This window comes from Pseudomonas sp. TNT2022 ID642 (genome assembly GCF_028656995.1).
In the GTDB taxonomy this organism is placed as follows: Bacteria; Pseudomonadota; Gammaproteobacteria; order Pseudomonadales; family Pseudomonadaceae; genus Aquipseudomonas.
Window position 1 is genome coordinate 606,328 of record NZ_JAMDGW010000007.1, and the last position, 12,283, is coordinate 618,610.

Below are 12,283 nucleotides of genomic sequence, written 5' to 3' on the forward strand. Positions count from 1 at the left end.
CCTGATTCAGGCGCTTCCAACTGTCTCTGCTCTGCTTGAGCGACGTATAATCATGGTTGTGCAGGGCACTTTTAGCCCACCCTGCGCGCGAAGTGACTCAGCGTAGACTCGACAACACAAGTGTCGAAATATTCGCCTGCTGCACTTCGCCCCTTAGTGTCAAACAGCATATGGAATACGGCGCTCGCCTCTTAACCACACAGGGAAGGAAAATGAATCATTATAAAAATATAATCAAATCGATTGCAGGTTTGCTTTTTTTATTTAATTCAGTCACTGCATTTGCAGTGCTTACGCCAAAGCAGCAGGCAGCCAAGGAACGCGGCATTTCACTATACAACCAAGAACAAAATGCAGAGTCTGAATTGCGCATTGCCGCTGAGGCTGGCGATGCAGAAGCACAATTTTATTTGGCGGAACAACTTCGCCTCCTGGAGCTTAATAAAAAGTTAGATTCGAAAGAGTCGCTAAAGTGGTTCGTGGCTTCTGCTAATCAAGGCAATTTATTCTCCCTCTATCAGTTGTCTCACAACGTTAAGCTGTGTGTTATCGCTTCATTTTGTCCAAAAGGGGTAAAAAGCTGGGATGAATGGCATCAAGAGTTTAAAAAAACGTTAATGGAGAAGTTCGCCTCAAATGACTTACAACAACTAGGCGAACTAAATGACTGGGTGGCCAAGTCGGATGTTGTAGGAGAGTGGTTTCATCTACAGGATGAGCTTCGGTATGCAAAAAACCACCGGGTGGAAGATACTCGTGAGTGGCTGGTAAATTCTGCTAATCAAGGAAATTTTAATTCCCTGCTTCGTCTGGCTCTAAGTGATGGAGATACATTATGTACCATCGTCGAGAATTGCCCGAAAGGAGATAAAACCCAGCGCGAATGGAAATTAGAATTTGAGAAAACCGCAAAGGAAAAAATTGCCTCCGGCGACATGGAAGCCGCCTATTTATTATACGTAGGCAATTCTGATCTTAATATGCTGATTAAGTCAGCAGAGGGAGGCTACCCATTCGCACAATATCAGCTTGCCAGGAGTTACTCAGCTGGCGAGGGCTTTTTTTGGTGGTTTGGGCAGCGCCGCAAAGAAGTCATCAAGTGGTATAAGCGAGCGGCTGAAAATGGCTATCCAAAAGCAATGGTTGAATATGCAGCCTCTGTTTATGAAGATAACGGAGATCTATCAATTTCCCGGTATTGGCTAGAGGAATCTGCGAAGGTGGGTGACAAAAACGGTATCGCTTTACTTGCTCGAGAGTATGCAAGCAATCCAAATTACTATGGCTTTCCATTTGATCTGGTGAAGGCTTACGGCCTTATCTTCTTTTTAGCGGGCCTGGATAATGACAAGTATGAAATAGAGGATAATCGGGAGACATTAGAAAATTATTCTGAAAAAATGACACCCGAACAAATCGAGCAAGGCAAAGCCTTTGCCGAAAAATGGAAGGTCGCTCACCCGCTTGAAGGCATTCAATCCCAGCAGCCAGCGGGATCGGAAACAGGTGGCAAGCTTCGTGCGTCAAGTCGCTGAGGCCATGGTTGTAATTGTCGCATGCGATCAGTGACGACTTACTGCAGATCCTGCCATCTGGCCAGTAACACAACAATCCTGTGGAAGCCGAACTTGCTCGCGAAGGCGTCGGCACGTTCAAACCATCGTGGCAGACACACCGCTTTCACGAGCAAGCTCTGCTCCAAGGATTCGGTCGCTTGGAAGTGAGGTGTCAGCTCACGGGTCGACTTGCGCCATCAGCTCGGGCACCGATTCCGGGCGCTTGGCGTAGCGCTGAGCCAGCACCGCACAGACCATCAACTGGATCTGATGGAACAGCATCAACGGCAGGATCAACACGCCAATCGTGCTGCCGGCAAACAACACCTGCGCCATCGGCACGCCAGTGGCGAGGCTCTTTTTCGAGCCGCAGAACAGGATGGTGATGCGGTCTTCCTGACTAAAGCCGAATGCCTTGCCCAACAGCGTCGACGCCAACAGCACCAGCGCCAGCAAGATGCAGCAGACCACCACCAGCCCGAGTAATTCGAACAGCGGAATCTGATGCCAGATACCTTCGTTGACCGCCTCACTGAACGCGCCATAGACCACCAACAGAATCGAGCCCTGATCGACGAACTTCAGCCAGTTCTTGTTGCGCCCCACCCACGCACCAATCCAGCGACGGGCGATCTGCCCGGCAATGAACGGTAGCAACAACTGCACGCTGATTTTCAGGATCGCATCCAGCGTCGAACCGCCATCACCGTGAACGTCGAGCAGCAGCGTCACCAACAACGGCGTGAGGAAAATCCCGAACAAACTCGATGCCGCCGCGCTGCAGATCGCCGCCGGAATATTCCCTCGTGCCAGCGAGGTGAAGGCGATCGCCGACTGCACCGTGGCCGGCAATGCGCACAGATAAAGCATGCCCATGTACAGCTTGTCGCCGATCAGCGGAGACAACAGCGGTTTCAGCGCCAGCCCGAGAATCGGGAAAAGGACAAAGGTCAAACCGAACACCAGCAAATGCAGGCGCCAGTGGCCGGCGCCGGCGATGATCGATTCACGGGACAGTTTCGCGCCGTGCAGGAAAAACAGCAGCGCGATAGCGATGTTGGTCAGCCAGCCGAAGCCGACGGCGACCTGGCCGCTGGCCGGTAGAAAACTGGCCAGCAGCACGACGCCAATCAGCGTCAGGGTGAAGTTGTCGGGCAAAAAACGGGGGCGAGTCATGGTCGGTTCATCCGGGGGTTGCCAGTGCGTGCCGACGACTCTAACGTGACTGCCAATTACCGACTAACGCCGAAGGGCCACAAGATGCCGCCTAAAGGACATGACAAAAGCGTCCGGCGTAGCATTCCCGGGCTGCCCAGCCTGCCGCGCCCACTGTACGGGCGCACCGAATCGCTGCCCAATCGCGCCCTGACCCGGCGTCACAGTCACCCGTGGGTGCAGTTGTCCTATGCGATTCAGGGTGTGCTGGAAATCCAGACCAGTGCCGGCCGCTTCGTCGCCCCGCCGGAGCGCGCCGTGTGGATCCCAGCGGGCGTACCGCATCGGGTGTTCAGCTCGCCGCACACTGAAATGCGCAGCCTCTACATCGATTGCAGCGTCGCCGGATGGGCGCTCGAGCGTTGTCATGTGCTCGGCGTCAGTGATCTGCTCAGGGAGCTGATCCGCGCGTTCAGTCAGGTTCCGGTGGAATACGACCAGAGCGGCCCGCATGGACGCCTCGCCCAAGTGATCCTTGATCAACTGGCCGAAGCGCCGCAGATCGACCTGATGTTGCCGTTGCCGCAAGACGCACGCTTGAAGCAGATCTACCAGAGTCTTGAACAACACCCGGAACAACAGACCACGCTGAGCCACTGGAGCGAGAAGTTCGGCGTCACCGAAAAGACCCTCACTCGTCTGTTTCTGCGCGACACCGGCCTGACCTTCCGCGCCTGGCGCCAGCGCTTGCGTTTGCTCGGCGCGCTGACACCGCTGGAAAAAGGTGAGCGCGTCACCGATGTCGCGCTCGCCTGTGGTTACGACTCGACCTCGGCGTTTATCGCGGCGTTTCGCCAACAGTTCGGGGAAACGCCGGGGGAGTTTTTTCGTTGATCAGCGATCCGCCAGATCCTCCAGCAGATCCGCCGACGGCACGAAATACAGGCTGCCGGTAACCGCCGTGCTGAAGTCCAGCAACTTGTCGTAGTTACCCGGCGGCTTGCCGACGAACATGTTTTCCAGCATCTGCTCAATCGGCTCAGGCGAGCGCGCGTAGCCGATGAAGAACGTGCCGAACTCCCCTGCTCCGGGCCGGCCGAACGGCATGTTGTCACGCAGGATTTTCACTTCCTCGCCGGCTGCGTTGGTGATGGTGGTCAGCGCACTGTGCGAGTTGCTCGGTTTGACCGCGTCATCCAGTTCGATATCGGAGAGTTTCGTGCGCCCGATGACGCGCTCCTGCGCTTCAACGCTCAAGCCGTTCCACGCGGTCATGTTGTGCAGGTATTTCTGCACCAGCACGTAGCTGCCGCCGCTGAAGTCCGGGTCTTCATCACCGACGATGGTGAAGTTGAGCGCTTTGCGCCCGACCGGGTTTTCCGTGCCGTCGACAAAACCGATGATGCTGCGCATGTCGAAATAGCGGAAACCCTGCACTTCGTCGACCACCGTCACCGCATCGCCGAGAACCGCCATGATTTGTGTGGCCAGCTCAAAGCACAGGTCCATTTGATCGGCACGGATATGCAACAGCAGATCGCCGGACGTTGCCGGGGCATGTCGGCCCTCCTCGCCAAACTCGCGAAAACCATGCAGCGACGCTGGTCGCGGACTGCCAAACAGGCGATCCCAGGCATTCGAAGAAAACCCGCAGATGCACGTCAGATTGCCGGTCGGTACACGCTTGCCAACCGAACGCACCAGCCCGGCGACGTCACCGCACCAGTCTTTGACGGTTTGCGCGGCTTCAGCCCCCGGATTCAACGTCGCGACGATGAAAATCGCGCTGCTGGTGATCGGACTGCACACCGCTTGAGGTTCGAGAATGTCGGTATTCATCGCTGAAAACATTGCTCCGTAAAAAGTGCCTGAGCTGTTAACGAGGGCGGATAGTTCGTTTTTATCGAACTGTTGCGCAGAAATAAACGATTTTTCTTTGCCGCAAAACCGTCGCTAGCATGGCCTCGTCTGACCCCAATCCAAGAATAGACAGGGAGCGTGACATGTCAGCCACCAACATCAATATCGGCGAACCATGGATGTGGGGCGCCTTCATCGTCTTCGTACTTGCCATGCTGGCATTGGACCTGTTTGTCTTCGGTGGGCGCAAGGCGCATCGGGTCTCAGTGCGCGAAGCCTTGTCCTGGGTCATCGCCTGGTGCTTGCTGGCACTGAGTTTTGCTGCCCTGCTCTGGTGGTATCTGCACGGCGCGTTCGGCGCCGACATTGCCCGGCAGAAAACCCTCGAATTCCTCACCGGTTATCTGATCGAGCAATCGCTGTCGATCGATAACATGTTCGTCTTCGTGATGATTTTCAGCTACTTCGCCGTGCCGCCGGAGCTGCAGCGGCGGGTGCTGCTGTACGGCGTGCTCGGGGCCATCGTGATGCGCGCGGTGATGATCTTCGCCGGGGTATGGCTGGTGTCGCAGTTCGAATGGCTGCTGTATGCGTTCGGCGTGTTCCTGATCTTCACCGGGATCAAGATGCTGGTGTTTGCCGACCACCAGCCGGACCTGGACAAGAATCCGTTACTGCGCTGGGTGCGCGGGCATATGCGCATCACCAGTAGTTTTCATGGCGAACGCTTTTTCGTCCTGCAAAACGGCGTGCGCTGGGCCACACCGATGTTTCTGGTGCTGGTGCTCATCGAGGCCAGTGACCTGATGTTCGCGGTCGACAGCATCCCGGCGATCTTCGCGGTGACGACTGACCCGTTCATTGTGTTCACTTCGAATATCTTCGCGATCATGGGCCTGCGCGCGTTGTATTTCCTGCTGGCGGACATGGCGGACCGCTTTCACTTGCTCAAGTATGGACTGGCGATCGTGCTGGTGTTTATCGGCGGCAAGATGGTGTTGATGCCGTGGTTGCACATGCCGGTGGAGTGGTCGTTGGCGGTGGTGGGCGGGGTGATTCTGAGTTCGGTTCTGTTGAGCCTGGTGGTCACGAGAGAAAGCGAACGCAGCACTGAATGACACACCATAAAACCCTGTAGGAGTGAGCCTGCTCGCGATAGCGGTCTGTCAAACGACGAGATGTTGACTGATCTGGCGCTATCGCGAGCAGGCTCACTCCTACAGGGGAGCGGTGTTACTTATCGGACTTGATACTGGTCCACACGCGGGTGCGCACGCGCTCTAGTTTCTGCGGCAATGGCTGCACGACGTAGAGGTTTTTCAGCGCTTCCGGGGTCGGCGTCAGGTTCGGGTTGTCGGTGATTTCCTTGTTGATCAGCGGCATCGAATCCTTGTTCGCATTCGGGTAACCGAGGAAGTCGCTGATCGGTGCGATCACTTTCGGATCGAGCAGGTTGTTGAGGAACTCATGCGCCTCGGCGACATTCTTCGCGCTCTTCGGAATGGCGAAGGTGTCGAACCAGATCGGCGCGCCCTCCTTCGGCAAACGCCAGTCGACCACTACGCCGTTGCCCGCTTCTTTGGCGCGGTTGCCGAACTGGTAGAAGCTGCCGGAATAACCGATGGCCACGCAGATGTCACCGTTGGCGATGTCGGTCATGTATTTGGCCGAGTTGAAATAGGTCACGTACGGGCGAACCTTGAGCATCAGCTCCTTGGCTTTTTCATAGTCGGCGGGGTTCTGGCTGTTCGGGTCGAGACCCAGGTAATGCAGGGCCAACGGCAGGATTTCCGTCGGCGAATCAAGCATCGCCACGCCGCAGGATTTGAGCTTTTCCATGTTCTCCGGTTTGAACACCAGATCCCAGCTGTCCACCGGCGCGTTGTCGCCCAGTGCCGCTTTGACTTTGGCCGGGTTGAAGCCGATCAGCACGGTGCCGACCATATAAGGCACGCCGTACTGGTTGCCCGGATCGTTCTTGCCCAGCAGTTTCAACAGTTCTGGATCCTGGTGGCTCCAGTTCGGCAGTTTCGATTTATCTAGCTTCTGAAACACGCCAGCCTTGATCTGCGTTTCAAGGAACTGGTTCGACGGCACTACCAGGTCGTAACCGGAGTTGCCGGTCAGCAGTTTGGCTTCCAGGGATTCGTTGGTGTCGAAGGTATCCCAGGTCACTTTGATGTCGCTTTTTGCGGCGAAATCCTTGGGCACGGACGGCAGGATGTAGTCCGCCCAGTTGTACACGCGCAGTTCGCGTTGCTCAGCCTGGACGGCGCCGGCCAACAACGTCAGCCCACACACAGTGGCACCCAGAATGCGTTTCATCGTGACCATGGTTGTTCCCCAAAAGGCAGCGTGAGTTCGATGGTTTTTATGTTCTGTACACGGCAGCGGCTGTAAAGGTAGCCAAGGGTAAAAAAAGTTCAGCGTCTGGTTATGGTTTTGATTCTTGCTGACAGCGTAGACGGATCACAGTGGGGGATGGGCCAAAAGGGGATCGATCTGGCCAATTTGATTGACCGCCGGGATGCGGAAACAACAATGCCCGGCGAATGGCCGGGCATTGTCGTGGAGCGGATCAGCTCAGTCGGTGTAACCCAACCTGGCCGCCCTGCTCTGCTCAGTCTGGCCACGTGTCGCCAGGCAGTAATACAACGGAACGGTGACCACCAGGCCAACCAGCCAGGACAAGTCCGCACCCTCAACCAGATTGGCGTAAGGCCCGACGTACAGCGAGGTATTGGCAAACGGCAGTTGCACGATGATGCCGATGAAGTAAGCAATGATCGCGTGCAGATTAAAGCGCCCGTAAACCCCGCCATCGGCGCGGAAGATCGAGGTGATGTCGTAACAGCCGCGCTTGATCAGGTAGAAGTCGATCAGGTTGATCGACGCCCACGGCACCAGCACCAGCAGCAGTGCCAGAATCAAACCGATGAACTCGGAAATGAAATCCGCCGACGCACCCAGCGCGACCACGCAGCAACCGGCGAGCACCACGCTCGACAACACCACGCGCACCTTGATGCTTGGTGTCCATTGGCTGGCGAAAGTCTGGATCGAGGTGATGATCGACAGCACCGCGCCATACAGATTCAGCGCGTTGTGGCTGATGATGTTGAGCAGAAACAGCACCATCAGAATTGGCCCGAGCCAACCCGTCGACTGCTTGACCGCGACCATCGCTTCAGTACCTTCCGGGGTCGCCAGCACGGCCACCGCACCAAAGCTGAACGACAGAATCGTGCCCAGCGTTGCACCCAGATAAGTCGCCCAGAACGGCTTGGCAATGCCGATATCCGCAGGCAGGTAACGCGAGTAATCGGACACGTACGGCGAGAAACTGATCTGCCAGATAATCCCCAACGACACCGTTGCCAGCCAACCGGACAGGTTGAAACTGCCGCGAGTGAGGAAGTCCGCCGGCAAGTCATGGGCAAAGATATAGATGAACCCGGCCAGCAACGCGCTGCCCATCACCCAGGTGCCAATGCGGTTCAGCGTATGGATGAAGTTGTAGCCGATCACGCCGATCGCCGTAGCTGCCAGTGCACCGATCAGAATGCTCAGAGGCGCCGGCACCGACGGCGCAATGCCGACGATGGATTTACCCGCCAGGACGATGTTGGAAATAAAGAAACCGATGTAGATCAGTGCGGCGAAGAACACGATCAGCAGCGCGCCGTAACGACCGAACTGGCCGCGACTCTGGACCATCTGCGGAATGCCCATGCGCGGACCTTGCGCCGACGCCAGGGCTATCACCACGCCGCCGATCATGTGCCCCAGCGCAATCGCCAGCAGCCCCCAGAGCAAATCGAGATGGAACACCTGAACCACCATGGCGCCGGTGACGATGGGCAGTGGCGCAATGTTGGTGCTGAACCAAAGAGTGAATAGGTCGCGGGCCTTCCCGTGGCGTTCCGCGAGTGGGACGTAGTCGACCGTATGATTCTCGATCAACGGATCTTGCCGGGACATCTGGGACATATGCATGAACTCGAGTTTGTCTGTTCTTATCGTTGTATGAAGCCAAACCGGGGGGACTCTCTGGCCGCCCCTCAGATGCAGACCATATTATGGTATTCCAAACAATTCACAAGACTGATCCGTAGTTTACGGCGCTATCTGATACGCCATCCTCGCTGAAACCGCGGCCTGCAGACCAGCCGAAAGCCCCGTAAATGCTGAGTTTCCGACGAACGCGGCACGTTTATCGGTTCAGCTTAAAAGGCCTTGCAAAGATCGAATACTGGTATACCATCAGACCAACAAACACATAAAAACAGCAACACATCACCCGAGGACCGACCAATGATCGATGCCGCCATCTACAAACAAGTCATGGGCTCGTTCCCGTCCGGCGTAACCGTCATCACCACCCTGGACGATGACGGTCAGATTGTCGGCCTGACTGCCAGCGCATTCAGCTCGCTGTCGATGGACCCGGCGCTGGTGCTGTTCTGCCCCAACTACAGCTCCGATTCCTACCCGGTGCTGATCAAGAACAAGCGCTTTGCCATCCACGTTCTGTCCGGCGGCCAGCAAAGCGAAGCCTACGCCTTCGCCCGCAAAGGCAAAGACAAGGCGCAAGGCATCGAATGGACCTTGAGTGAACTGGGTAACCCGATCCTCGCCAACGCGACAGCTATCATCGAGTGTGAGCTGTGGCGCGAATACGAAGGCGGCGACCACGCCATCATGGTCGGCGCGGTGAAGAACCTGATCGTCCCCGAGCAAATCGCCGGGCCGCTGGTGTATTGCCACGGCAAGATGGGCGCCCTGCCCGTCCTGGCCTGATCGTCAGCCCCGCACAATTCAACTGTAGGAGTGAGCCTGCTCGCGATAGCGATTTATCCGATGTCGATGTTTTTTCTGACACACCGCCATCGCGAGCAGGCTCACTCCTACAAGTTTTGTAGCCTCAACAACAAAAGATCCGAGGAAGCGTCATGAAATTTTCCCTGTTCATCCACATGGAACGCTGGGACGAAAGCGTCAGCCACCGCCAACTGTTCGAAGACCTCACCGAACTGACCCTGATGGCCGAGGCCGGCGGTTTCAGCACCGTGTGGATCGGCGAACACCACGCCATGGAATACACCATCTCGCCAAGCCCGATGCCATTGCTCGCCTACCTCGCCGCCAAGACCACCACCATCCACCTCGGCGCCGGCACTATCATCGCGCCGTTCTGGCACCCGTTGCGCGTTGCCGGTGAATGCGCGTTGCTCGACGTCATCAGCAACGGGCGCATGGAAGTCGGCCTGGCCCGTGGCGCCTATCAGGTTGAATTCGATCGCATGGCCGGCGGCATGCCTGCCTCCAGCGGTGGCCAGGCATTGCGCGAAATGGTCCCGGTGGTCCGCGCCCTGTGGCAAGGCGACTACGCCCACGACGGCGACATCTGGAAATTCCCGACCTCGACCAGCGTACCGAAGCCGATCCAAAAGCCGAACCCGCCGATGTGGATCGCCGCCCGTGACCCGGATTCGCACAACTTCGCCGTGGCCAACGGCTGCAACGTGATGGTTACGCCGCTGATGAAGGGCGACGAAGAAGTTCTCGACCTGAAGAACAAGTTCCAGACCGCACTCGACAACAACCCCGATGTTCCGCGTCCACAATTAATGGTGCTGCGTCATACCCACGTGCACACGGCTGATAATCCGGAAGGCTGGAAAGTCGGCGCGAAAGCGATCTCGCGTTTCTATCGCACCTTCGATGCGTGGTTTGGCAACAAGCAAACCCCGGTCAACGGCTTCCTCGCGCCAAGCCCGGAAGAGAAGTTTGCCGGGCGTCCTGAGTTTGAGCTGGAGAGTTTGCACAAGACGGCGATGATTGGTACGCCGGAAGAGATTATTCCGCGCATCAAGTACTACCAGGAACTGGGGGTGGATGAGTTCAGTTTCTGGTGTGACAACAGTTTGCCGCATGAGGAGAAGAAGAAGTCGCTGGAGCTGTTTATCAAGCATGTGGTGCCGGCGTTTCGGTAAGTGTTCTGCTGATTGAGCTTGACCCATGAAACGCCCCGACAATGTTCGGGGCGTTTTATTTTTTGGCTATCGGCAATACACTACGACTCCTGGAATCGACCAGATCCCGGCCTCCCTTAAGGCGAGTTAAAGTCATCTGGGACGGCGCTATCAAAGCAGCGACCTCAGAGAAAGACGCGTGCTCTCATTGTAGCGACTGGGCCTCGAGTACTGGCGTAGATGCACAGAGTTCGGAGGCACCGGAGGCTAGGAAACATTGGAGAAAACTCTGCCTGATGAGGTGCATCATCAGGCGCAGAGCCTGGAGTAGGTTTGTGGGGATCCCTCAGGGTCTGTCATTACCCCTATAAGTAATCGAGCCAGTCATCGGACTTGACGCCTTGATTCTTCCTAAGAAACTCATCATACCGAGGCTTGTTTTTCTCAAGAGTATCATCCTCAATATCTATACAAACAAAGCCTCCCCCTCTCTCTTCAACAAACATAGAGGTTGCCTTAACCTTTATCGGCAAGACACTCTCTATAACACCGGAAATCCTCGCCCGATGAAAGATAGAACTTCTTCCGCCCCCCAAGGGAAGGATTTTATCCATTATAGAAAACATTATTTCCGGCTTGGATATTTCAACCCTGTCACCTTGCTCGTAATTTTCCGAACACTCTTCCGGCACGAGGAAAAGCTTAAAATCAATAATGACCAACTGCCCTTCCAACTCAATAACGTCGCCAGCACCCATGACTATTTTCCTATAACAATTGCATTAACACCGCCTGACATTGCACCTTCTAGCAGTCCTTGCATGACACCTCTAGGGCCGGCTAATGAATTCCGCGTCATATAATAATTCACGCCTCCAACAGACTTGACACCGTCAACTATAAGAAAGTGTCTTTGTTGCCCCGCGGGAACTTGCACGATAACACTCAAGCCATCTTTCAGTACCTTATTCAATTGCTCAGGCATCATGGACAGATCAATGGAATTTTTAATACCCGAGTTGGATATTACATCCGATAGCTCTACCGTATTGACACCCGTTGGTCTGATTCCATTTGCAAAATTACCAATTACACTTTCAAGGCTGACAGATTTTCCCGTGTTATCACTGATGATCATGGCTGCACACGCTGGCCCACATACGGGTGCATTGCCCTGCATCACCATCGTTCCAACTGGCTCATACGGGATAGTTTTGGCGGCAGTTGAAGCGGTACCACCTGCGCCATCAACAATAGCTCACAGCTCAAGCAGCGCCGCCCCTCAGTGTTCAACGCCAAGTCGTGTCGCGACGTCTTCCGGGGCCAGCACGCGACCATCAGCCGCCGTCAATGCCAGCTTGCGAATCGGCTGACGGTCCTTCGCATCGACCATCACCGAACCCGGCTCACCCGGCGCGTACATAAACTCGCCGCCCCATTGCGACAGCGCGACGATCACGGTCTGCAGGGCTTTGCCGCGCTCGGTCAGCACGTACTCCTTATAAGCGCCGCCATCGGCCGCTGGCAGCGCTTGCAGGATCCCCTGCTCCACCAGACCTTTGAGGCGTGCGCTGAGCATGTTCTTGGCGATATCCAGACTTTTCTGAAAATCATTGAAGCGGCGAATCCCGTCCAGCGCGTCACGGATGATCAGCAACGACCACCAGTCACCAATCAGGTCCAGGGTCCGGGCCACCGGGCAGGCATTGCCCTGCAAGCTTTTGCGTTTCACGTCGA

12 protein-coding genes are annotated in these 12,283 nt (G+C 56.0%); 5 read left to right on the plus strand and 7 right to left on the minus strand.

Annotated elements, in window-relative coordinates; genetic code table 11:
• Positions 1-212: 212 nt before the first annotated feature.
• A complete protein-coding gene (locus M5G26_RS08575) occupies positions 213-1,535 on the plus strand; it encodes a tetratricopeptide repeat protein (RefSeq protein ID WP_273915014.1) in 1,323 nt (440 codons plus the stop codon).
• A 198-nt stretch (positions 1,536-1,733) separates the two neighbouring features.
• Here the strand turns inward: M5G26_RS08575 and M5G26_RS08580 are convergent, their stop codons facing one another.
• Entirely contained in the window at positions 1,734-2,732 is a 999-nt protein-coding gene (locus M5G26_RS08580; protein ID WP_220558646.1) for a bile acid:sodium symporter family protein, read from the minus strand.
• A gap of 84 nt (positions 2,733-2,816) precedes the next feature.
• On the opposite strand from M5G26_RS08580, the gene M5G26_RS08585 reads away from it, so the two are divergent.
• Positions 2,817-3,605, plus strand: coding sequence for an AraC family transcriptional regulator (locus M5G26_RS08585; RefSeq protein WP_095111479.1), 789 nt, complete (start codon positions 2,817-2,819; stop codon positions 3,603-3,605).
• On the opposite strand, the gene M5G26_RS08590 is transcribed toward M5G26_RS08585, so the two are convergent.
• Positions 3,606-4,550 (minus strand): Dyp-type peroxidase, encoded by a 945-nt coding sequence (locus tag M5G26_RS08590; RefSeq protein WP_273915015.1) that lies wholly within the window; start codon positions 4,548-4,550, stop codon positions 3,606-3,608. It abuts the gene before it with no gap.
• A 164-nt stretch (positions 4,551-4,714) separates the two neighbouring features.
• Here M5G26_RS08590 and M5G26_RS08595 point away from each other — a divergent pair, with 164 nt between their 5' ends.
• The gene (locus tag M5G26_RS08595) at positions 4,715-5,689 is read left to right on the plus strand and encodes a TerC family protein (protein WP_273915016.1); all 975 of its coding nucleotides are present in this window, start codon (positions 4,715-4,717) and stop codon (positions 5,687-5,689) included.
• 115 nt (positions 5,690-5,804) lie between these two features.
• Here M5G26_RS08595 and M5G26_RS08600 read toward each other — a convergent pair whose 3' ends face one another.
• Together M5G26_RS08600 and M5G26_RS08605 are read right to left on the minus strand one after the other, a co-directional pair.
• A complete protein-coding gene (locus M5G26_RS08600) occupies positions 5,805-6,905 on the minus strand; it encodes a polyamine ABC transporter substrate-binding protein (protein ID WP_273915017.1) in 1,101 nt (366 codons plus the stop codon).
• Between the two features lie 249 nt (positions 6,906-7,154).
• Positions 7,155-8,561, minus strand: a complete 1,407-nt coding sequence (locus M5G26_RS08605; RefSeq protein ID WP_273915018.1) for a purine-cytosine permease family protein — start codon at positions 8,559-8,561, stop codon at positions 7,155-7,157.
• A gap of 324 nt (positions 8,562-8,885) precedes the next feature.
• On the opposite strand from M5G26_RS08605, the gene M5G26_RS08610 reads away from it, so the two are divergent.
• Both M5G26_RS08610 and M5G26_RS08615 read left to right on the plus strand, forming a co-directional pair.
• On the plus strand, positions 8,886-9,371 hold the full coding sequence (locus tag M5G26_RS08610; RefSeq protein WP_016987069.1) for a flavin reductase family protein: 486 nt from the start codon (positions 8,886-8,888) through the stop codon (positions 9,369-9,371).
• Positions 9,372-9,523: 152 nt separating this feature from the next.
• Positions 9,524-10,567: an LLM class flavin-dependent oxidoreductase gene (locus tag M5G26_RS08615; protein ID WP_273915019.1), complete on the plus strand. Its 1,044-nt coding sequence runs from the start codon at positions 9,524-9,526 to the stop codon at positions 10,565-10,567.
• 344 nt (positions 10,568-10,911) lie between these two features.
• On the opposite strand, the gene M5G26_RS08620 is transcribed toward M5G26_RS08615, so the two are convergent.
• From M5G26_RS08620 to M5G26_RS08630, 3 genes are all read right to left on the minus strand, one after another.
• Positions 10,912-11,304: a hypothetical protein gene (locus M5G26_RS08620; RefSeq protein WP_273915020.1), complete on the minus strand. Its 393-nt coding sequence runs from the start codon at positions 11,302-11,304 to the stop codon at positions 10,912-10,914.
• Positions 11,305-11,306: 2 nt separating this feature from the next.
• Positions 11,307-11,684 (minus strand): hypothetical protein, encoded by a 378-nt coding sequence (locus M5G26_RS08625; protein ID WP_443218377.1) that lies wholly within the window; start codon positions 11,682-11,684, stop codon positions 11,307-11,309.
• Positions 11,685-11,828: 144 nt separating this feature from the next.
• Positions 11,829-12,278, minus strand: a complete 450-nt coding sequence (locus tag M5G26_RS08630) for a winged helix-turn-helix transcriptional regulator (RefSeq protein ID WP_095120364.1) — start codon at positions 12,276-12,278, stop codon at positions 11,829-11,831.
• Positions 12,279-12,283: the final 5 nt, after the last annotated feature.

Bases quoted from the DNA above. Each gene is read 5' to 3' on its own strand.
- M5G26_RS08575 (WP_273915014.1), top strand. From the start codon at position 213: ATGAATCATTATAAAAATATAATCAAATCGATTGCAGGTTTGCTTTTT.
- M5G26_RS08580 (WP_220558646.1), bottom strand. From the start codon at position 2,732: ATGACTCGCCCCCGTTTTTTGCCCGACAACTTCACCCTGACGCTGATT.
- M5G26_RS08585 (WP_095111479.1), top strand. From the start codon at position 2,817: ATGCCGCCTAAAGGACATGACAAAAGCGTCCGGCGTAGCATTCCCGGG.
- M5G26_RS08590 (WP_273915015.1), bottom strand. From the start codon at position 4,550: ATGAATACCGACATTCTCGAACCTCAAGCGGTGTGCAGTCCGATCACC.
- M5G26_RS08595 (WP_273915016.1), top strand. From the start codon at position 4,715: ATGTCAGCCACCAACATCAATATCGGCGAACCATGGATGTGGGGCGCC.
- M5G26_RS08600 (WP_273915017.1), bottom strand. From the start codon at position 6,905: ATGGTCACGATGAAACGCATTCTGGGTGCCACTGTGTGTGGGCTGACG.
- M5G26_RS08605 (WP_273915018.1), bottom strand. From the start codon at position 8,561: ATGTCCCAGATGTCCCGGCAAGATCCGTTGATCGAGAATCATACGGTC.
- M5G26_RS08610 (WP_016987069.1), top strand. From the start codon at position 8,886: ATGATCGATGCCGCCATCTACAAACAAGTCATGGGCTCGTTCCCGTCC.
- M5G26_RS08615 (WP_273915019.1), top strand. From the start codon at position 9,524: ATGAAATTTTCCCTGTTCATCCACATGGAACGCTGGGACGAAAGCGTC.
- M5G26_RS08620 (WP_273915020.1), bottom strand. From the start codon at position 11,304: ATGGGTGCTGGCGACGTTATTGAGTTGGAAGGGCAGTTGGTCATTATT.
- M5G26_RS08625 (WP_443218377.1), bottom strand. From the start codon at position 11,684: ATGATCATCAGTGATAACACGGGAAAATCTGTCAGCCTTGAAAGTGTA.